Here is a 20,968-nt window from a genome sequence, read left to right on the forward strand (position 1 = left end):
CCGATGACGATCATGACCAGTCTCAGCCCCCGCGCGACGGCAGCGCCCGAAAGCGGCATCGTCGAAGTGGTCAACTATGCGCGCGGGCGCGAAGGACTGATCCCGCTCTGGGTCGGCGAAGGTGATCTGCCGACGCCGGATTTCGTCAGTCGCGCGGCGGCCGACGCGTTGATGGCCGGCGAGACCTTCTACACCTGGCAGCGCGGCATCCCGCCGCTGCGCGAGGCGCTGGTCCGCTATTACCAGCGCCGGTTCCAGAAGGCGCTTTCGCCCGAGAATTTCTATGTTACCGGTTCGGGAATGCAGGCGATCAAGCTTGCGATCGAAGCGGTAGGCTCTCCCGGCGACGAGGTGGTTCTGCTGACGCCCGCCTGGCCGAATTTCGCGGCCGCTGCGGACCTCTCCGGCGTTCGCCCGGTCGCCGTTCCATTGCAATTCGAAGGCGGCAAATGGCAGCTCGATCCCGAACGTCTTCAGGCGGCGATCGGGGAGAGAACGCGGGCGCTGTTCATCAACACGCCGTCCAACCCCACCGGTTGGACCGCCACTTACGAGGATCTCAGGGCCATTCTGGCGCTCGCGCGTCAACATGGACTCTGGATCATCGCCGACGAGATCTACGCGCTCTACTATTATCTCGGCGGCCGGGCGCCGTCCTTCCTCGACGTGATGGAGGAGGATGACCGCATCCTCTTCGTCAATTCCTTTTCCAAGAACTGGTCCATGACCGGCTGGCGTGTCGGGTGGATCGTCGCGCCGCCGGCGATGGGGCAGGTGCTCGAAAATCTCATCCAGTATTCGACCTCCGGTGTCGCGCAGTTCATGCAGCGCGGGGCAGTCACCGCGCTCGATGAAGGCGACGGCTTCGTCGACGAGAACATTGCCAAGGCGAAGCGCAACCGCGATACGCTCTGCGATGCGCTGATCGCGACCAACCGCGTCGAAACGCTGAAACCTGATGGCGCGCTCTACGCCTTCCTGAAGATCGACGGCGTCACCGACTCGCGGGCCGCGGCGCTCGACCTCGTCGACCGGACCGGCGTCGGTCTGGCCCCGGGGACGGCCTTCGGCGAGGGCGGAGCGCTTTTCATGCGCGCCTGCTTCCTGCGTGATCCGCTCCAGATCGCCGAGGCCGCGGAGCGCTTGCAGCGCTACATCCTCAGCCGCTGACGGGGCATTTTCGGCGAGGATACGGCCAATCGGTAAAATCCGAGCGATCGGTGCGGCGGAACCTTAACCACCCCACCGAGAATAGCCGCTGCCTGCCGGCGAACAGCGCCCCGATTTAGAATTTCTGAAACGCGAACGCGTCTTTTCTGATCCCGCATATGCTGAGGACAGGGGACGGGGAAATGGCCGTATTGGTAACAGGCGGAGCAGGTTATATCGGCAGCCACATGGTATGGTCGCTGCTCGACGGCGGCGAAGCGGTGGTGGTGCTCGACTGTCTGTCGACTGGATTTCGCTGGGCGGTCGCACCGGAGGCGCGCTTCTACTTCGGCGATGTCGGTGACCGGGCGCTGCTCCAGCGGGTCTTTGCCGAGAACGATATCGACTCGGTCGTCCATTTTGCGGGCTCGGCCGTCGTACCGGAATCGGTCGCCAACCCGCTTGCCTATTATGAAAACAATACGGCCAATACGCGCACGCTCATTGCCGCAACCATCGAGGCCGGCGTTCGCCATTTCGTCTTTTCTTCGACCGCCGCCGTCTATGGAACCCAGGATACGTCCGATCCGGTCGGCGAGACGGCCGCCCTGCGGCCCCAGAGTCCCTACGGCCGCTCCAAGCTGATGTCGGAGATGATGCTGCAGGACGCCGCGGCCGCGCATGATTTCCGTTTTGTCGCGTTGCGCTATTTCAACGTGGCCGGGGCCGACCCGCTCGGCCGCGCCGGCCAGTCCACCTTCGGCGCGACGCATCTGATCAAGGTCGCCTGCGAGGCGGCGCTCGGGAGGCGTCGGAAGGTCGATGTCCTGGGGACGGACTATCCGACGGCGGACGGTACCGGCGTCAGAGACTATATCCATGTGAGTGATCTCGTGGCGGCACACAGGAGCGCGCTCGCCTATCTGCGGGCTGACGGTGAACCGTTGGTTGCCAATTGCGGTTACGGCCACGGCTTCTCGGTGCTGCAGGTGCTCGATACTGTGCGCCAGGTTTCCGGCCGCGATTTTATGGTGGACTACGCGCCCCGGCGTCCGGGCGATCCGGCGCAAATCGTCGCCGACTCTTCCGTAGCCCGGCTGAAGCTCGACTGGGTCCCGACGCATGCGAGCCTCGAGCATATCGTCCGGAGCGCCTTCGACTGGGAAAGCCATCTCGGCCGCAAGAACAGCTTCGACGAGGAACAGGACGAGCGGTTGATCGCGAACGGCTGAGCCCGTCGGGTGAAGCCTTCAGGCGTGGTCCTCTCCGAGCAGTTTCCGCTCGTGCGCAATGGCACGTTCGACGAGTTGTCCCCAGAATCGTTCGTAGAAGTCCGGATCGAGGCCGAGCTCGACCGCGTTCCGGCGCGCGTTTTCCTTCACCTCCGCCACCCGTGCCGGGATGTCCGCCTTGAGGTTGAGCGGGCGTTTGATCTCCGCGGCGCGCTCGATATAGCCCCAGCGTTCGGCGAAAAGCGTCATCAAGGCGCGGTCGAGGCGGTCGATCTCCGCACGTATATCGTCCATCGTCGTGCATTCTGCCGGTGTTTTCTGCATGTCGGATCCTCGCGGAGCGGAGGCCGCCCCATTTGATAGCGCCGAACTGCTAGCAAAGGGGGCGCCGGCTGAGAAGGGGTTAAACCGACGCAGCGTGACGGCTCCGCTGCAGCGGGGGTTTTCACGCGCCGAGAGCAAGCTTGATCGCAAGACCGACAATGCTGACCGCCGCGACGCCGGCGGCCCATAGGCCCACGAACCAGAGAAGCTTGCGGGCAGTGCCGCTGGAGCGCGTCAATGATAGCCCTCCTCCGGATCGACCTTGCCGCGGAACACCCAGTAGGCATAGGCGGTATAGGCGAGAATCATCGGCACCAGCACAAGCGCGCCGACGAGCAGGAAGGCGAGGCTCTCGTCCGGCGCGGCGGCATCCCAGATCGTCAGCGAAGGCGGCACCATGAAGGGATAGAAGCTGATGCCGATGCCGATATAGCCGAGTACGAACAGGCCGAGCGCGGCGATGAAGGGCTGGACATCGTGCCGGTCGCGGATGCCCTTGAGAAGAAGGTAAAGGCAGCCGAGGACGAGCAGCGGCACGATGACGCTGAAGATCGCCGTCGGCCATCCGAACCAGCGCTCCAGATAGACCGGCTCGAGAAACGGCGTCCAGAGGCTGACGACGCCCATTGCCGCAACCGTGGCGAGAGCGGTTCGAAGCGCGACGCCGCGCGCGCGTTCGGCGAGCTCGCCACGGGTCTTCATGACCAGCCAGGTCGCTCCAAGAAGCGCATAGCCAATAACGATCGCCACCCCGGTCGCGATTGAAAACGGCGTCAGCCAGTCCCACCAGCCGCCGACATAGGCCCGGTTCTCGACCGGGATGCCCTGCACGAGGGCGCCGAGCGCCAGGCCTTGCGCGAAGGCAGCGAGCATCGAGCCGCCCGCAAAGGCCCAGTTCCACAGGAATTCGCCGCGCTGCGTGCGCCAGCGGTACTCGAAGGCCACGCCGCGGAAGATGAGGCCGATCAGCATGGCGATGATAGGCGCGTAAAGTGCGGGCAGGATCGTCGCATAGGCGAGCGGAAATACGGCGAGCAACCCTCCGCCGCCGAGCACGAGCCAGGTTTCATTGCCGTCCCATACCGGGGCCACGGAGTTCATCATGACGTCGCGGTCATGCTTTTCGGGGAAAAACGGAAACAATATCCCGACGCCGAGGTCGAAGCCGTCGAGAACGACATAGGCAAGCACCGCAAAGGCGATGATCGCGGCCCAGATCAGTGGCAGATCAATGGCCATGATGGCCTCCCTGGTTGGCTGTTGCCGGCCCGGGCGTCACTCCGGCCGTGCGCAAGGGTCCTTCGTCGAGTTCCGGCCTCGCATCGCGCGGCAGGCGTGCCATCAGCCGCAGGATGTAGAAGGTGCCGGCGCCGAAAACGAGAAAATAGACGATGATGAAGGCGACGAGCGAGGCGCCCACAGCCGGCGCTGCGATCGGGGAGATCGAGTCCGCCGTCAAAAGGTGCCCATAGATCGTGTAGGGCTGCCGCCCGACCTCCGTGGTGATCCAGCCGGCAAGCACCGCCACGAAGCCAGCCGGGCCCATGAGCACCGCCGCGCGGTGGAGCGCGGCATTCGTGTCGAGCGTGCCGCGCAGCCGACACCAGAGGCTCCAGAGGCCGAGACCGAGCATGGCGAAGCCGATCGCCACCATCACGCGAAACGACCAGAAGACGATGGCGACCGGCGGGTGCCGGTCCTCTGGTATGGTGTCGAGACCGGCAAGGGGCGCGTCGAGCGAGTGCTTGAGGATCAGGCTCGAAAGCTTCGGGATCTCGAGCGCGTAGTCGACGCGCTTCTCGGCGGAGTTCGGCATGCCGAAGAGGATCAGCGGCGCGCCTTCCGGATGGCTTTGATAATGCCCTTCCATCGCCATTACCTTTGCCGGCTGATGTTCGAGCGTGTTGAGTCCGTGCTGGTCGCCGGCGAAGATCTGGATCGGCGCGACGATCGCCGCCATCCACATGGCCATTGAGAACATCGTGCGGGCGCGCCGCGGCGCGGTCTTGCGCAGGAGGTGCCAAGCCCCGCAGGCGCCGACGACGAAGGCCGTCGTCAGATAGGCGGCGAGCACCATGTGCGTCAGCCGATACGGGAACGATGGATTGAAGATGACCGCCCACCAATCGTCGGGAATGAACTGCCCGGCCTCGTTGACGGAGAAGCCGGCGGGCGTCTGCATCCAGGAGTTCACCGCGAGGATCCAGGTGGCCGAGATCAGGGTGCCAAGCGCGACCATGGCGGTTGCGAAAAAATGCAACTTCGGGCCGACCCGGTTGAGGCCGAAAAGCATGACGCCGAGAAAGCCCGCTTCCAGGAAGAAGGCGGTCAGCACCTCGTAGCCCATCAACGGCCCGATTACCGGCCCGGCCTTGTCGGAAAACACGCTCCAGTTGGTGCCGAACTGGTAGGACATAACGATGCCGGAGACGACGCCCATGCCGAAAGCGACGGCGAAGATCGTCTTCCAGAAGTTGAAGAGCTCCAGATAGACCTCGTCCTTCTTCCAGAGCCAGAGCGCTTCGAGAACGGCCAGATAGCTGGCAAGCCCGATGGAGAAGGCCGGGAAGATGATGTGGAAGGAGACGGTGAAGGCGAACTGTATGCGTGCAAGGACAGTTGCGTCAAAGGCTTCGAACACGGCGCTGATCCTTTCGGGCGGAAACCGCAAGCTCAGACGCGAACGGCGTCCGGCATTTGCGATCTGCATCGTGTGATTGAATCTGACGCAATATTGCCAAAGGTCAATGACGGGCGGACCGTCACGTTGTCACACTGCGGCAATCGTTCGCCCGCGGCACTTTGAAGCGGTGCCCATCAGGGCAGCCCCGCGTGCGACAGCGTCCTCTACGCAGCCTGCCGTGTCACGCTCTCTGGCCTCATCTCTGTGACGTGAACAGGGTTGAGGAAAGCACTCCGAGAAATCACCGGCGCGCGAGGTAGGCCTCGGCGAGCTCGGTCCAGAAGGCAGCGCCGATAGGCAGCAGATCGTCGTTGAAATCATAGCCGGGGTGGTGGAGCGATTTTTCCTCGCCCGTCACCCGCGAGCCCAGGAAGAAATAGCTGCCGGGCCTTTCCTTGAGCATATAGGCGAAGTCCTCGCTTCCCATGAACGGCCGGGCGAGATCGACGACCTTGTCGGCGCCTGCGAAGCGGATGGCGGCCTCGCGGAGGAAATCAGTCTCCGCCTTGTGGTTGATCGTCGCATCGTAGCTTCGCTCGTAATCGACGGTTGCGCGCATGCCGAAGCTTGCCGCTTGAGCCTCGGCGATCATCCGGATGCGGCGTTCGAGCTCGTCGCGGACACCCGGATCGAAGGAGCGTATGCCGACGACGATCTCTGCGCGCTCCGGAATGATGTTGCTGGCGGAGCCGGCGTGAAACGCGCCGACGGTCACGACGGAGGGGTCCATCGGATGGATGTTGCGTGCGACGATGGTTTGCAGCGCCATGACCATGCTGGCGCCGCAAACGATAGGATCGGCGGTCTCCTGCGGTTCGGCGCCGTGGCCGCCGCAGCCGTGAACGGTGATTCGCGCCTCGTCGACCGCCGCCATGATCGGGCCCTCGCGCAGAGCGAACTGGCCGAAGGGCAGGTTCGGTTCGTTGTGGAGCGCGAACACGGCATCGCAGGGAAATCTGTCGAAGAGACCCTCGTCGACCAAGATTTTCGCACCGCCCGCATTCTCCTCCGCAGGCTGGAAGATGAGGTGGATCGTGCCGTCGAAATTCTTTCGCTCGGCAAGCGCACGGGCCGCGCCGAGCAGCATCGTCGTATGGCCGTCATGACCGCAGGCATGCATCAAGCCCGGCTTCGTGCTTGCATAGGCGGCCCCGGTTTCCTCCTGGATCGGCAGCGCATCGATATCGGCGCGGATGCCGATCGAGCGCGACCCGGTGCCGGATCTCAGCGTGCCGACCACGCCTGTCTTCGCCAGGCCCGTCGTCACCTCATAGCCGAGTGCTTCAAGATGGCGGGCGATGAAGGCGGACGTCCGCGTTTCTTCGAGCCCAAGTTCGGGATGGGCGTGCAGATCGCGTCGGATAGCGACGAGTTCCGGCATGGCATTGTCGATGGAGGCGGAAAGCTTCATGTCAGGCACCACGGGTGGGTATGCGGTTTTCGAAGTAACGGAAGGCCACGACCAGGATGGCCGTCAAGCACATGTAGATCGCCGCGAGCAGCAGGAGCGGCTCATAGGTCAGGTAGGTTTCCTGCCGCACCTTCGAGATCACCGCATAGACGTCGACGACGGTGATTGTCGCGACGAGCGGCGTGGATTTCAATTGCAGCACGGTCTCGCCGTTGAGGGTGGGCAGCGCGCGGTGGATCGCCCGCGGCAGCCAGATGCGCCGGAACATCGTCCAGCGGCCCATGCCGTAGGCACGGGCGGCCTCCAGCTCCCCGGACGGCACGCCGGCGAACGCGCCGCGCATGACCTCGCCCTCATATGCGGCGAAGGATACCGTGAGCGCCGCCACCCCATAGGGCCAGGCCTCGCGCAGATAAGGCCAGAGAAAGGATTGCCGGATCGCGGGGAACTGTGGAAAGAGCGAGCCGAGCCCGTAATAGAGAAGCCATAGCTGCAGCAGCAGCGGCGTACCGCGGATGACGGTACAGAAGATGCGGGCCGGAGCCTTGAAGAACCAGGGGCCGGTCACCTGGGCGAGGCCGAGCGGCACGGCCAGGAGGAAGCCGAGGATCGCGGTGCTGAAGAGCATCGCCAAGCTTACGAGAATGCCGGAGCCGAGCCTCGGCAGGTAACGCGGCAGCCAGTCCCAGCGCATGAAGACCGCGACCGCCACCACGAGCGCCGCGAAGAGAAGCATCAGCACGATGCGATGGGGCTTGAGGAAACTCTCCTTTCTCGGGAGGTCTTCCGGCGTGTATGCGAGCGCGTGGGTGGTTTCGTCGGTCATCGTTGCTCCGCGAAGCCGCGTCGCGCACGGCGTTCGACCATGCCGATGAAGACATTGGAAACGAGCGTCAGCGTCAGATAGAGCGCGCCGGCGGCGCAGAAGAAGAGGAGATAGGCCTTGGTGGCGCCTGCCGCCTGCCGGGTGACCAGCGTCAGCTCGCTGAAACCGACGACAGCGAGCAAAGCCGTGTCCTTGGTGGCGATCAGCCACAGATTGGCAAGCCCGGGGATGGCATAGGGCAGCATCGCCGGAAGCGTGATGCGCCGCAGCACCAGGAGCGGCGACATGCCGTAAGCGCGCGCCGCCTCGATCTGACCGGCGGGAACCGCCTTGATCGCTCCGCGAAGCACCTCCGTCGAATAGGCGCCCTGCACGACCCCGATCACGAAGATGCCGGCCACGAGCCCGCTGATATCGACGGCTCCGACCCCGATGGCGCCCAGGAACTGGTTCAGAAGATCGGTGCCGGCATAGTAGAGAAGCAGGATGAGTACCAGTTCGGGCACCGCGCGAACCACCGTCGTGTAACACTCCAGAAGATCGCGAAGCACCGGCCCGCCATAGAGCTTGCCGAAGGCCCCGCCGATACCGAGTGCGAGCCCGAGCGCATAGCCGCCGACTGCGATCTCGATCGAGCTGAGGAAACCCTGCAGCAGGACACCGCCCCAGCCGGGCGCCGAGAGCGAAAGCAGGCTCCAGTTGATAAAGGAATCACCGAGCACGGCAGCCTCTTAAACAGAGCGGGATCACGGACGATGTCCGCAATCCGCATCCCGCTCGAACACGAATTCAGGCCGGCGATCGCCCGGACCGCCGGCCGGTTGCGGTTATCCGCCGTAGATGTCGAAGTCGAAGTATTTCTTCGAGAAGGCGTCGTAGGTGCCGTTCTCGCGGATCGCCTTGATCGCCGCGTTGATCTTTTCCTTCAGTTCCGTCTCTCCCTTGCGCAACCCTACGCCGACGCCGGGTCCGATGACGTCGACGTCCTCGGCGACCTCGCCCTTGTAATCGCAACACTGCTTGCCCTGATCGCTTTTCAGGAAGGCATCGAGGGCGATCGCGTCAGCCTGGACGGCATCGACGCGGCCGGCGGCGAGGTCCTGGTTCGCCTCGTCCTGCGTCTGATATTCCTTCACTTCGACGCCGGCCGGCGCAAAGTGTTTCACGGCATAGGCCTGGTGCACGGTCGACACCTGCACCCCGATCGTCTTGCCGGCGAGACCCTCCGGCGTCGGCTTGATGTCGTCGCCCTTGGCGCCGATGATGCCGGTCGGCGTATTGTAGTACTTGTCGGAGAAGTCGATGGTCTTCAGCCGCTCCGCGGTGATCGACATCGAGCCGATGATCATGTCGATCTTCTTGGAGGTCAGGGCCGGAATGATGCCGTCCCAGGCAACCGGGGTGACGACGCAGTCGAGCTTGGCCTCGGCGCACATGGCCTTCATGAACTCGATCTCCCAGCCTTGCCAGTTGCCGCTGGCGTCAGGCGAAGTGAAGGGCGGATAAGGCTCCGCCGCAATTCCCACCTTGACCTGTTGGGCCGAGGCGGCGGCCGCACCCGTGATGGCCAGGGCGGCGGCGAGCGCCACGAGTTTCAATGTCTTCTTCATGCCGTTCCCTTTTTGGTTGTTGAGCATTGCGGAATTCAGTGAATGGAGCTGATGAACTTCTTGAGCCTTTCGGATTTCGGAGCGCCGAAGATCGCCTCTGGCGGACCCTGTTCCTCGATCACGCCGTTGTGCAGGAAAACGATGTGAGTGGCGACGTCACGCGCGAATTTCATCTCATGGGTCACGAGCACCATCGTCCGCTTTTCCCGCGCCAGATCGCCGATGACCGAAAGCACTTCGCCGACGAGTTCCGGATCGAGCGCAGAGGTCGGCTCGTCGAAGAGCATGACCAGCGGCTGGATCGCAAGCGCCCGGGCAATGGCGGCGCGTTGCTGCTGGCCGCCGGACAGGAAAGCCGGATAGGCATCCCGTTTCTCGTAAAGGCCGACCCGGCGGAGCAGCGCCTCGGCCGTCTCAACCGCTTCGGCCTTCGTTTTGCCGAGTACGTGCACCGGCGCCTCGATGACATTCTGGAGAATCGTCATGTGCTGCCAGAGATTGAAGCTTTGGAAAACCATGCCGAGCTGGGTGCGGATCCGCTGGACCTGCTTGCGGTCGGCCGGCATCAATCCGCCGTGTCCGTCCGGCGTCATGCGGATCTCTTCTCCGTGCACGCTGATCTGGCCGGCCGAGGGCAGTTCCAACATGTTGATGCAACGGAGAAGCGTGGATTTGCCGGAACCGCTGCCGCCGATGATCGCGATGACGTCGCCCTGCTGCGCGCTCAGCGATACGCCCTTCAGCACTTCCAATGGCCCGAAACGCTTGTGGAGGTCGGTAACCGCGATTGCCTGGGCCGCATCCGTCATCGGCGCGCGGCTCCTCTCGTTCGCGGAACGCTCGTTGAAGCCATAAAAACAGTTCCCCTGGTCGTTCTCTCGTGCAGCATCTTCGGCTTGTCACGCTGTTTCTGGAAGGCATCGTTGCACTTGTGTCGCTATTATTCAAGCGTATAATAACACCCGCGTCGATTTTCTGACGCTCCTCGCAACAACGGTCATTCCCGGGAGCAACGCATGAGCCCAACCGGTTGGCAGGCAATGACGATCTGGCTGAACGGCACGGCGCGGGGTATGCGGTGAACCGGCGCAGCTTCTATCGCGCCCCCGAGGGCGAGCGGCGCCAGGAACTGATCGAGGCGACGCTGGACTGCATCTCGGAATTCGGCCTCAAGGGTGCGACTGTGCGCCAGATCGCCGTTCGCGCCGGCGTTACCGCAGGGCTCGTCCGTCATTATTTCGAATCCAAAGACCAGATGGTTGCGGAGGCATACCGCGCCGTCATCGCCTCTCTCACGGAGAAGGCGAAGAACGTCGAGGGCGATCCGGCGACGCGTCTCAAGGATTTCATCGCCATCAATCTGACCGAGCCGGTCGCCGACAGCCGCAGCATCTCGCTCTGGGCCGCTTTCATCAGCCAGGTGCGGGTCGATCCGGTGCTCGCGGAAATCCATCGCGACGGCTACCTCGCCTTTCGCAACGCGTTGCAGGAGTTGCTCAGCGATTTTCTTGCGGCCAAGGGCCGGCCCGCCGGTCCCGAGGAGTGCCGCCGCTACGCAATCGCGATCAACGGCCTCGTGGACGGGCTATGGGTCGAAGGCTGCCTAGCCGGCGATCTCTTTCGCGAGGGCGAACTGGTCGGCATCGCCATGGCCTCGGTCGAAGCCCTGCTCGGTCTTCGGATCGAAAAATAGAAAACGAATGAGGGAGTGAATACTTGCGCTACGCGTCGATCACATCACGTCTTGCCGAGCTCGGTTCCGGCAAATGGACGCTGCACACCCGCGCACGTCAGCTGAAGGCGAGTGGCGCCGAGCTCATCGAGCTCACAATCGGCGAACCGGATCTGCCGCCTGACCGCGCGCTTCTGGAAGAGTGCCAGCGGGCGATGAATGCGGGGCGCTACCGCTATTCAAACGGCCGCGGAGAGCCGGCGGTCGTGGCGGCGCTTACCGAAAAATACCGTCGCCGCCGTGCCGCCGTGACCGCGGAGAACATTCTTTGCTTCCCGGGAACGCAGACGGCGCTCTTTGCCGTGATGTTCGCGCTTGCCGAGACGGGCGACGGCGTGCTCGTCGGAGACCCCCTGTACGCGACCTATGAAGGCGTCATCCGGTCCACGGGGGCCCATCCGGTATTCGTACCGCTTGACCCGGAAAACGGATTCCACATGCGGGCGGAGGATCTGGAAAATGCGGTCACGCCCGAATGCCGCGTGCTGCTCCTCAATACGCCGCACAACCCCACCGGCGCCGTTTTGACGGCGGAAGAGATTGCGGCGATCGGTGAAGTCGCGCGCCGTCACGATCTCTGGATCGTCTGCGACGAGGTCTATGAGGAGCTCGTCTTCGATGCGCTCTTCGCTTCGCCGTTCGACAATCCCGATCTTGCCGAACGCACCGTGGTCGTCTCGTCCATTTCGAAGTCGCATGCAGCACCCGGCTTTCGCAGCGGCTGGGCCGTCGGCCCGGCCGAGTTCACCGAGCGCCTGCTGCCGATCTCCGAGACCATGCTTTTCGGCCAGCAGCCGTTCATCGCCGATATGACCGCTTACGCGCTGACGCATGACATCGATACGGCGAGGCAGATGCGGAAATCCTACAGCCGGCGTGCCCGGCGGATCATCGACGGTCTTGCGGGGGCGTCCGGGGTTTCGGTGCTGCCGCCGGAAGCGGGTATGTTTGCGCTGATCGACGTCTCCGGCACGGGCCTCTCCGGCGAAGCCTTCGCCTGGGCGCTCCTGGAAGAGGAGGGAGTTGCGGTCATGCCGGGGTCGTCCTTCGGCGACAAGGCACGCAACTTTCTGCGCGTGAGCCTCACCGTTCCGGATGCCGCCATCGAGGAGGCCTGCCGCCGCATCGCCGCACTGGCCGAACGCTGCACCACCCGCAAGGAGCGCCGCGCATGACAGTCGAATCGAAAACCGTCGGCGAGACCCTTGTCGATCTCCTGGAGGCAAACGGAGTGGAGGTCGTATTCGGCATTCCGGGCGTGCATACGGTCGAACTTTACCGGGGCCTTGCCGCATCGAATATTCGCCACGTCACGCCGCGCCACGAACAGGGTGCGGGCTTCATGGCCGACGGTTATGCACGCGTCAGCGGCAAGCCTGGCGTGGCCCTCGTGATCACCGGTCCGGGCGTTACCAATACGATCACCGCCATGGCGCAAGCCCGGCAGGACTCGATCCCGATGCTCGTGATCTCCGGCGTCAACCGCCGGGATTCCCTCGGGCATGGCCGGGGGCTGCTGCACGAGCTGCCCGATCAGAATGGAATGATGAAGACGCTGGCGCTCTATTCGCACACGCTTCTCAACCCCGCCGATCTGCCGCTCGTCGTCGACCGCGCCTTTGCCGTGCTGCTTTCCGGCCGGTCGGGCCCGGTCCATATCGAAATCCCGACCGACGTGATGGCCCTGAAGATCGAGGGTCGTCCGGCAAAGCCGGCGGCGGCGACCCGCCCGCGCTCCGACAGCGAAACGCTGCAAAGGGCGGCGATCCTCTGCGCCGAAGCCGTCCGGCCCGTCATTCTGTGCGGCGGCGGCGCCCTGACGGCGGAAGCCGAAGTGCGGGAACTCGCCGAGCGGATCGGTGCGCCGGTGGTCACGACGGTCAACGCCCGCGGCATGCTTGCCGGCCATCCGCTCCGGGTACCGGCAAGCCCGAGCCTCAAGGCGATACGCGAGCTGTTGCGGGAGGCGGACCTCGTGCTGGCGCTCGGCACCGAAATGGGCCAGACCGATTACGATCTCTATGCGGATGGCGGCTTTCCGCTGCTGAAGAACCTTATTCGCACCGACATCGATGCGGCGCAGCTCGCGCGCGGACCTAAAGCAGCACTTTCGATACTTTCCGGCGCGAAGGCTGCGACTGCGGGCATTCTGGGCTTCCTGCCGGACCATGCGTCAGCCAAGAATGGAGCCTCGCGGGCGGAGGCCGCGCGCAGGCAGGCGCTGAAGGAGCTGACACCGAAAATGCTTGCGGAAATCGGCGTCGTCGAGGCGATCTACCGGACGCTTCCCGACTGCACCATCGTCGGGGACTCGACCCAGGCCGTCTATGCCGGCAACCTCTATTGCGATGCACCGCGGCAAAGGGCGTGGTTCAATTCGGCGACGGGCTACGGCTCGCTCGGCTATGCGCCTCCCGCCGCGGTAGGCGCTGCGGTCGCCGATCGGGGGCGGCCGGTCATATGCCTCGTCGGCGATGGCGGGTTCCAGTTTTCTCTGGCTGAGATCGGTTCGGCGGTGGATGCGCATGCCAGGGTCGTCTTCCTCGTCTGGAACAATGACGGATACCGGGAAATCGAGTCCTACATGGTCGAATCGGGGATCACGCCGGAGGGCGTAAAACCTTCCGCGCCCGATTTCCTGCTGACCGCCAAAGCCTACGGACTGCCTGCAGAGCGGCTGGCGACCGTGAAGGATTTGCCGCGCGCTCTCGCCGATGCGGCGTCGCGCCCGGGGCCTTCGCTCATCGAAATCCACCAGGAGAGAACCGCCGGCGCTACAGCGTGACGGCCCGGATTTGACTTTTACGGCCCGGAGTGATGTTAAGAGCGCACATGCTCGAATCCGGCCACGTTCTTCGTGTAGCTTGGTGCTCGGGCTGAATTGTCTCGCTTGCGTTCGATCGCGGATAGACCGGACGCAAAGAGAAAGGGACCGCGTCCTAGATGGACCTCATGGGTGGTGGCAGCAGGAGCATGCACGCCAGCCGGCTTCTCGCCGTGCTGTGGCTGTTCTGCGCCTCTCTATCCATGCAGGTCATTGCGGTCGGCCAGAGTGCAGCAAGCCGTGCGGCCGGAGCGCCGGCCGGCAATGTCGCTCAACCCGATACAGGTTCCTCCGACCGGCCGGTCGCCCGCCAGATATGCAGGGCGGTTGCACTGCCCGACCTGCGTTTCAGCGGCGAGCGCGCGGACGGCAAGTCGATGGTCGGCGGCGATCCGGCGCCGTTCATCCAGCTCCAACGCGTTGCGCTCGCTGCGCCCGAGGATTCTCCTGCTCCAACTCTGCCGCGAGCCGAAATCGCAGGCGGCGCACCGTGTCAGAACGAGTGCATCCGCGCGCCGCCACCGTCGGCCGCCATCGTTTGAGTTCGGCAGGGCTTTCGATCCCGCCTCAGCCATTGATGAAAACCCAGCCCGGACGCTGCTCGAAGCGCGTTCAGGCATTTATGGAATTCCCACATGCGTACATCCAGATGGGCGGTCCTCGCCTATGTCGCGATCATCATTTTCGGATGCCTTGCGGCGTTGCCGAGCGTTTTGACGCCGGCCATGAGGGAGCAGGTCGCTTCCGTTCTTCCGTTCAAGCCGGTCACGCTCGGCCTCGATCTGAGGGGCGGTTCGCACCTCGTTCTCGAAGTGGACGGGGCGGGGCTGCAGAAGGCTCGCCTCAACTCGCTTCTCGACGATACCCGTCGCGTCCTGCGCGGTGAGCGCGTCTCCGCCTCCTCTGCGCGTATCAGCGGCAACAGCGTGACCGTAAGCATCCCCGATGCTCAGGACCGGGAAAAGGTTCTGCCGAAGCTGCAGGAACTGGCGACGCCCGTGAGCACTGTGGGTTTTGCCGCCCCCGCTCCCGAGGTCGAGGTAACGACGGCGGGCGATGTCATCACCCTGGCCATGACCGAGGCGGGTCTTGCCGACCGCATGACCAAGGCGGTCGAGCAGAGCCTGGAAATCATCCGCAACCGCGTCGACCAGGTCGGCGTCGCCGAGCCGCTGATCCAGCGCATCGGTTCCAACCGCATTCTCGTCCAGCTGCCCGGTCTCCAGGATCCGACTCACCTGCGCGAGCTTCTGGGTTCGACGGCACAGATGAGCTTCCACATGCTCGACCAGGCCGTCGACGTCACGCAGCCGGCGCCACGCGGGGTCGACATTCTGCCGGGCGCCAATGACGGCAACCGCTATCCGGTCGAAAGCCGCGTCGCCATTTCCGGCGAGCGCCTGGACGACGCCAAGGTCGGCTTCGATCAGCGAACCAATCAGCCGGTCGTCGATTTCAGCTTCGACTCGCTCGGTGCCCGCCAGTTCGCCGACATCACCCGCGAAAACGTCGGCCGGCCGTTTGCGATCGTGCTCGACGGCAAGGTTCTGACGGCACCGGTCATCAACGAGCCCATTCTCGGTGGCCGCGGCCAGATCAGCGGCAGCTTCACGGTCGAGGAGGCGACGGTTCTTTCCGCGCTCCTGCGCTCCGGTGCGCTGCCGGCACCGCTGACGATCATCGAAGAGCGCTCGGTCGGTCCGAATCTCGGCAGCGACTCGATTCGCATGGGCCTCTATACCGGTCTCGCCGGTTTCGGCCTCGTCGTGGTCCTCATGGTCGTGCTCTACGGCGCCTGGGGTATGATCGCCAATGTGGGTCTGGTGCTGCACACGATCATGACGATCGGCGTACTCGGCCTGATCGGGTCGACGCTGACCTTGCCCGGTATCGCCGGTATCATTCTCGGCATCGGCATGGCCGTGGACGCTAACATCCTGATCAATGCGCGCATCCGCGAAGAGACCGAGGCGGGCGCCGGAGCGATGAAGGCGCTGGATCTCGGCTTCAACAAGGCTTATGCGACGATCATCGACTCCAACGTCACCACGCTTGCGGGCACTGTGCTTCTCTTCTGGTTCGGCAGCGGGCCGGTGAAAGGCTTTGCCGTCACCATGATGCTGGGCATCGGCATTTCGATGTTCACATCCGTTACGGTCGTGCGCCTGCTGATGCGCGAGGTCGTCGTGCGCCGCAAGATGAAGAAGCTGGAAATCCCGTCGCTTTTTGGCAAGGTGCCGCAGCTGCCCAACTTCTCCTTCATGAAGGGCCGCTTCCTCGCGATCGGCTTCTCGGCATTCCTGTCGATCAGCTCCGTCATCCTGTTCTTCACGCCGGGCCTCAACTACGGCATCGACTTCATCGGCGGCATTCAGGTCGAGGCGGTTTCGAAAGAGAAGATCAATCTGCCGACGCTGCGTCAAAGCCTCGAGGAGCTCAATCTCGGCGAGGTGGCGCTCCAGGACTTCGGCGGCGGCCAATCGGTGCTGATCCGCGTGCAGCGGCAGCCGGGCGGCGAGCAGGCGCAGACGGTGGCACTGAACAAGGTCAAGGATGCGGTGACGACCGCCATCCCCGGTGCCAGCATGGAGCGGACCGAGGTCGTCGGTCCGACGGTCAGCGGCGAATTGGCGCGCTCCGGCTTCCTCGCCGTGGCCCTCGCCATGTTGGCGATCCTGCTCTACATCTGGTTCCGCTTCGAATGGCACTTTGCCGTCGGCGCCATCGCCGTGCTCTTGCTCGACATCACCAAGACCGTCGGGTTCTTCGCGCTTACGGGCATCGACTTCAACCTGACCGCGATCGCAGCGCTGCTCACGATGATCGGCTATTCGGTGAACGACAAGGTCGTGGTCTACGACCGCATGCGCGAAAACCTGCGCAAGTACAAGTCGATGCCGTTCTCCGATCTCATCGACATGAGCATCAACCAGGTGATCGCGCGATGCATCTTCACCTCGGCTGCAACGGCGCTTTCCCTTGTGCCGATGGCGATCTGGGGCGGCGAGGCGGTGCAGAGCTTCGCATGGCCGATGATCTTCGGCGTCATCGTCGCGACGACCTCGTCCATCTACATCGGCGGCCCGATCCTGCTGTTCCTGAGCCGCTGGTGGAAGGAGCGGGAAGCCGCTCGTTCCACCGGACAGCAGGCGGAAACGCCGACGGCCTGACGGCCCCCCGCCGTTGACGGATGCGGGCGGAAAACCGTCCGCGCTTTTGCTGATGCCGCCGTGTCGATCGCGGCAAAGGGGCAGCCTCTCCGGGGGCTGCCCCTTTTTCGTCGGAAATAACTGCCTATATTCGACCCGTCCCTTGCACGGCGATTCGGCGCTACCTAGATAGCGAGATAGCCCGGACAGGCGAACGGATTTGCCGAGACGGCAGCTAGGGAAACGAGATGGGGAATTATTTTTCGCGTTCTCGTTTCTTCAGTTGATGAAATTGGTAGATTATTTTAGTTTGCCATCGTGGGAGGCGGAAGGATTCCGCTTCGATTTGTTCATGAGCGCCTGGCGTCCTGTGCCGGGCCAGCCAAAGGAGAGTGACATGTTCGAATTCTCGACCGCCGCTTTCTGCGGCTCACGTTCCCATTGTCGTGCAACGGTTAAAGGTCTCATTCGCCAACTTCGCCGAATGTGACCGTTCAAACTTACCGAGTTCATCCTTTGCCGAGAATTGAATTATCCGCGCCCGTGGGTGCGGAGGAGCGTTATTTACATGAGCAAGCAAGTTATCGAATATGGTGGCGAGGCCGTCGGAGTCGTCGTTCCTGACCAAGACCGTCTGAAGTTCCTGGCGGTCAAGTATCACGTCTGGGACCTGGACGCTCAGCGCTTCCGTTCGGTCGATGAAGCACGCGCGGCCATTGGCCGGCTCCTTTCCGCCCAGGGCGGGCGGAATCTTACCAGCCGGCCACCCGGCATTGCCGCCGCGTGAGGGCAGAAGTCGAACTGCTTCAGAACCGCATACTCTCAAGAGTACGCATTTCCCGACGGAATGCCGCTGCACAGTTTCGCTGGAAGTGCTTTAGTCCCCATTATCGTTTCAGGACCGCGGGCGGGATGCGAGCGTAATATACGCGCGCTCCCGCTCTTTGCGTCTTGATTGCCCGTCATCTCCCAGTTGTCGACTATAGCTGTGTTGGCAGCGCATTCTTGTGCTATGCCAGGACAAGATTGTATCCGAGGGCGGATCCGGCGATTCTGCGGGATCGGGGAGAATTGGCTCGAATGCTGACGAAGAAGGGAAAATACGGACTGAAAGCATTGGTCAACCTGGCACGGCTTCCACCCGGGCAGACTGCCTTCATCACCGAAATCGCGCAGCGCAACAACATTCCGAAGAAGTTTTTAGACACCATACTCCTGGAACTGCGCAACGCCGGCGTGCTGCGCTCGAAGAAAGGGCCCGGCGGTGGTTATTCCCTGTCGCGACCGGCCTCCGAGATTCGCATCGGCCATGTCATAAGGACGCTCGACGGCCCGCTGGCGCCGATACGCTGCGCCAGTCGCACGGCTTATGAAATGTGCGATGACTGCAACGATCCGGAGACCTGCCGGGTGCGCATCTCGATGACCTCGGTGCGTGACGCGATGTCGTCCATCCTCGATTCGATGACGCTCGCCGAGTTTGCCGCCGGCGGAATCCTCCCCCCCGAGACCTCGGCCGAAAAGCGCATCGGCTGACCTGACGGTCCCGAAAAGTCGCCGGTTTGGTACAAATGGCCGCCGAATGACTTGGTTTGTCCGTGAAAAGAGCCTATCTGGCCTCTATCTTGCTGCGGCCCGCTGACGAGGCCGTTTTTTTGCTACGCACTTCCGGCGGAAAACCGTGACACACTTTTCCCGGAGGTGCCCTACAGGGGGGCGATGATGGGTGTGAGACACGCGACGGCGGATGCGCATGCCGGTGGCACCGTGCTGGAGTCGATCGGGAGGACGCTGACGACTGCCTCGAACGGCATCAAGGCCCTTGCAGACCATCTGACCGGTGACCAAGCCTTCGCGGCCGCCCTCGTCGATGCGGTCGAACTGATGGGCGACGGCGATGGCCGGGTCGTCGTTTCCGGGGTCGGCAAGAGCGGGCATATCGGCCGCAAGATTGCAGCCACGCTCGCATCCACCGGCACCTCGGCCTATTTCGTCCATCCGACCGAGGCAAGCCACGGTGACCTCGGCATGATCACCGCCCGGGATGCGCTGGTGCTGCTCTCCTGGTCGGGCGAAACGGCGGAACTCGCCAACATGCTGACCTACGCCAAGCGCTTCAAAGTGCCGATCGTCTCGATCTCCTCGAACCGCGAGAGCACGCTTGCACGCAATTCCGAGATCGCCCTCGTGCTGCCGAAGGTGCCGGAGGCCTGTCCGCACGGCCTGGCGCCGACGACCTCGGCCATGCTGCAGCTTGCCGTCGGCGATGCTCTGGCGATCGCGCTCCTGGAGCGGCGCGGCTTCTCGGCCGAGGATTTCAAGACCTTCCACCCCGGCGGCAAGCTGGGCGCGCAGCTGCGCCTGGTTCAGGAGCTGGCGCATGGCACCGGACAGATGCCGCTGCTCTCCGTAGGTCGCCCGATGAGCGAGGCGGTCATCGAAATGTCGGCCAAGGGCTTCGGCGTCGTCGGCATAAAAGATGAAAGCGGCAAGCTGGTCGGCGTCATCACCGACGGCGACCTGCGCCGTCACATGACGGGCGACCTCCTGGCGCAACCGGTCGAAGAGGTGATGTCGCGCAATCCGCGGGTGATCAAGGGTGACGTCCTTGCCAGCGCCGCCATGGAATTCATGCAGGACCACAAGGTCACCGTGCTGTTCCTCGTCGACGAAGCGGGCGCGCCGGCCGGCATCCTGCACATTCACGATCTGCTGCGTGCCGGCGTCGCCTGATCTTCGCTGATTTTCGCCGGCTTTTGCCGGGGCGGCGGGTCGACGAAGGCGCCCGGTTCATTGACGTCGTTGCGGTGCAGCCGCTCCGCGATCGCCTTGGCGCCGGCATCCGTACCCGCACGGGAATAGAAGTTCCCGCGCACCTGGATCGAAGCGGCCATCAGCCTGAACATTGCCCCGCTCAGCACCGGATCCGGGGCTTCGGGCGCCGTCCAGAACGCGTCGAGCGGCTGCTGGTCGGTGAGACCGGCAATGTCGAAGACGGCCGTCCCCAGGACCTTAACGGGCTTGCCCTGCTTCAGAGCATGCAATCCGGCGGTGGAGTTGACCGTTACCATTCCGCAGCTGTGCTGCGTAAGCGAATCGAGATTGCCGCCGTCGAGATAGAGGACCCTGTCGCCGACACCGAGCGAGGCGGCCTTGCCCGAGGCGATCCTGCGCCAGGAGATCAGGCTATTGTCGAGCGGGTGCACCTTGATGGCGAGACTGGTTCCTGCCGGCGCATGTCGCGCGAAAGAGGCAAGAATGCCGTCGATCGCTTCCCGCTGGCTGCGGAAGGGTGAATGCGCACGCAATTGAAAGTCTGTTTCAAGTTGAAGCGGATAGACGAAATACGGCGCATTTTTCGCCGAAAGCGAGCGGATCAACGCATCCGCGCGCCGCTGCTCGCCTTTGCCGGCCGCCAGCCGCCGGATCCACCCGGCATATTCGGCGAGCGGATGAAAGATTCCGTGCCGGCGGTAGCCGGGAAAGAGGAAAGAGAAAAACACGTTCGGCAGGTTGTACAGGAGGTCGTATGCAGCCTCTGCAAGAAAGCTCTGCCGGTAGCGCCGCTGCCAGTCGGGCTCGGGCAAACCCGTTGCCGCGCGCAGGATTTGCGCGGGATCGACCGGAAAGTGCGAGTTGGACGACATGCCGCCGCGCTCGAGAGTCAGCCAGTCCGGCCTGAGATAACCCATTTCGACCACGAAGACTCGGATGCCGGCTTTTCGCGCGGCAGCTGTGGCGATCCGGTGATAGGGGCGCTCTTCGCCGAGCAGGACGAGGTCGGTGACGGCGTGGCGGCGGATGAAGGCCTCGACATAGGCCGGCCACCGCGCCGACGAGCCGCGGTAGTTATGGGCGCCCCGGCGTCGCCAGAATATCTGGTCGCCGGGATTGAGGTTGATGCGTAGACAGCAATGGCCCAGGGCTTCGAGATGCCCGGCGACCTTGGCGAAGACCGGCGACGCCGGCCCCTGCAGGAACAGGAAGGTTCTTGGCGGCGCGGGATCGAAGGTCGTATCTGCTGTCAT

The 20,968-nt window shown here is 63.7% G+C and carries 19 protein-coding genes; 10 read left to right on the forward strand and 9 right to left on the reverse strand.

The features are described 5' to 3' along the window. The first annotated feature begins 3 nt into the window (after nt 1-3). Both ACTJKL_RS17530 and galE read left to right on the forward strand, forming a co-directional pair. Nucleotides 4-1,170 (forward strand): pyridoxal phosphate-dependent aminotransferase, encoded by a 1,167-nt coding sequence (locus ACTJKL_RS17530; protein ID WP_440853417.1) that lies wholly within the window; start codon nt 4-6, stop codon nt 1,168-1,170. A 182-nt stretch (nt 1,171-1,352) separates the two neighbouring features. Then, on the forward strand, nt 1,353-2,381 hold the full coding sequence (gene galE / locus ACTJKL_RS17535; RefSeq protein WP_018094143.1) for a UDP-glucose 4-epimerase GalE: 1,029 nt from the start codon (nt 1,353-1,355) through the stop codon (nt 2,379-2,381). An 18-nt stretch (nt 2,382-2,399) separates the two neighbouring features. On the opposite strand, the gene ACTJKL_RS17540 is transcribed toward galE, so the two are convergent. The 8 genes from ACTJKL_RS17540 to ACTJKL_RS17575 all read right to left on the reverse strand — a co-directional run bounded on the left by ACTJKL_RS17540 (nt 2,400) and on the right by ACTJKL_RS17575 (nt 10,044). Beyond that, complete coding sequence (locus ACTJKL_RS17540) at nt 2,400-2,705, reverse strand: chorismate mutase family protein (protein WP_440853418.1); 306 nt, start codon at nt 2,703-2,705, stop codon at nt 2,400-2,402. A gap of 234 nt (nt 2,706-2,939) precedes the next feature. Continuing rightward, complete coding sequence (gene cydB, locus ACTJKL_RS17545) at nt 2,940-3,944, reverse strand: cytochrome d ubiquinol oxidase subunit II (protein ID WP_018094145.1); 1,005 nt, start codon at nt 3,942-3,944, stop codon at nt 2,940-2,942. Continuing rightward, nucleotides 3,934-5,415 (reverse strand): cytochrome ubiquinol oxidase subunit I, encoded by a 1,482-nt coding sequence (locus ACTJKL_RS17550; protein WP_198516585.1) that lies wholly within the window; start codon nt 5,413-5,415, stop codon nt 3,934-3,936. The genes cydB and ACTJKL_RS17550 overlap by 11 nt, the downstream gene beginning before the upstream one ends. A gap of 214 nt (nt 5,416-5,629) precedes the next feature. Continuing rightward, complete coding sequence (locus ACTJKL_RS17555) at nt 5,630-6,799, reverse strand: M20 aminoacylase family protein (RefSeq protein WP_275596812.1); 1,170 nt, start codon at nt 6,797-6,799, stop codon at nt 5,630-5,632. 1 nt (nt 6,800) lies between these two features. Further along, on the reverse strand, nt 6,801-7,625 hold the full coding sequence (locus ACTJKL_RS17560) for an ABC transporter permease (RefSeq protein WP_013843943.1): 825 nt from the start codon (nt 7,623-7,625) through the stop codon (nt 6,801-6,803). Further along, on the reverse strand, nt 7,622-8,347 hold the full coding sequence (locus ACTJKL_RS17565) for an ABC transporter permease (protein ID WP_018094149.1): 726 nt from the start codon (nt 8,345-8,347) through the stop codon (nt 7,622-7,624). Before ACTJKL_RS17565 ends, ACTJKL_RS17560 begins: the two co-directional genes overlap by 4 nt. Nucleotides 8,348-8,452: 105 nt before the next feature. Continuing rightward, the gene (locus ACTJKL_RS17570) at nt 8,453-9,235 is read right to left on the reverse strand and encodes a transporter substrate-binding domain-containing protein (RefSeq protein WP_100670015.1); all 783 of its coding nucleotides are present in this window, start codon (nt 9,233-9,235) and stop codon (nt 8,453-8,455) included. Between the two features lie 35 nt (nt 9,236-9,270). Then, on the reverse strand, nt 9,271-10,044 hold the full coding sequence (locus ACTJKL_RS17575; protein WP_275596811.1) for an ABC transporter ATP-binding protein: 774 nt from the start codon (nt 10,042-10,044) through the stop codon (nt 9,271-9,273). 269 nt (nt 10,045-10,313) lie between these two features. On the opposite strand from ACTJKL_RS17575, the gene ACTJKL_RS17580 reads away from it, so the two are divergent. The 8 genes from ACTJKL_RS17580 to ACTJKL_RS17615 all read left to right on the forward strand — a co-directional run bounded on the left by ACTJKL_RS17580 (nt 10,314) and on the right by ACTJKL_RS17615 (nt 19,673). Next, nucleotides 10,314-10,928, forward strand: a complete 615-nt coding sequence (locus ACTJKL_RS17580; protein WP_027992654.1) for a TetR family transcriptional regulator C-terminal domain-containing protein — start codon at nt 10,314-10,316, stop codon at nt 10,926-10,928. 23 nt (nt 10,929-10,951) lie between these two features. Then, nucleotides 10,952-12,142 (forward strand): pyridoxal phosphate-dependent aminotransferase, encoded by a 1,191-nt coding sequence (locus ACTJKL_RS17585; protein WP_275596810.1) that lies wholly within the window; start codon nt 10,952-10,954, stop codon nt 12,140-12,142. Continuing rightward, complete coding sequence (locus ACTJKL_RS17590) at nt 12,139-13,752, forward strand: 5-guanidino-2-oxopentanoate decarboxylase (RefSeq protein ID WP_440853419.1); 1,614 nt, start codon at nt 12,139-12,141, stop codon at nt 13,750-13,752. Before ACTJKL_RS17585 ends, ACTJKL_RS17590 begins: the two co-directional genes overlap by 4 nt. Before the next feature lie 158 nt (nt 13,753-13,910). Further along, on the forward strand, nt 13,911-14,333 hold the full coding sequence (locus tag ACTJKL_RS17595; protein ID WP_324762867.1) for a hypothetical protein: 423 nt from the start codon (nt 13,911-13,913) through the stop codon (nt 14,331-14,333). A gap of 93 nt (nt 14,334-14,426) precedes the next feature. Further along, nucleotides 14,427-16,961 (forward strand): protein translocase subunit SecD, encoded by a 2,535-nt coding sequence (secD, locus tag ACTJKL_RS17600; protein WP_440853420.1) that lies wholly within the window; start codon nt 14,427-14,429, stop codon nt 16,959-16,961. 547 nt (nt 16,962-17,508) lie between these two features. Beyond that, nucleotides 17,509-17,727 carry a hypothetical protein gene (locus ACTJKL_RS17605; protein ID WP_018094157.1) on the forward strand — a complete coding sequence of 73 codons (219 nt, stop codon included), beginning with the start codon at nt 17,509-17,511 and terminating at the stop codon, nt 17,725-17,727. A 293-nt stretch (nt 17,728-18,020) separates the two neighbouring features. Further along, nucleotides 18,021-18,476: an RrF2 family transcriptional regulator gene (locus ACTJKL_RS17610; RefSeq protein WP_440853421.1), complete on the forward strand. Its 456-nt coding sequence runs from the start codon at nt 18,021-18,023 to the stop codon at nt 18,474-18,476. Between the two features lie 183 nt (nt 18,477-18,659). Then, nucleotides 18,660-19,673 carry a KpsF/GutQ family sugar-phosphate isomerase gene (locus ACTJKL_RS17615; protein WP_100669643.1) on the forward strand — a complete coding sequence of 338 codons (1,014 nt, stop codon included), beginning with the start codon at nt 18,660-18,662 and terminating at the stop codon, nt 19,671-19,673. Here the strand turns inward: ACTJKL_RS17615 and ACTJKL_RS17620 are convergent. Next, nucleotides 19,643-20,968, reverse strand: a complete 1,326-nt coding sequence (locus ACTJKL_RS17620; protein ID WP_440853422.1) for a capsule polysaccharide biogenesis protein — start codon at nt 20,966-20,968, stop codon at nt 19,643-19,645. The two genes, ACTJKL_RS17615 and ACTJKL_RS17620, sit on opposite strands and share 31 nt — an antisense overlap.

The organism is Sinorhizobium sp. 22678 (assembly GCF_052044265.1).
GTDB lineage: Bacteria > Pseudomonadota > Alphaproteobacteria > Rhizobiales > Rhizobiaceae > Sinorhizobium > Sinorhizobium meliloti_A.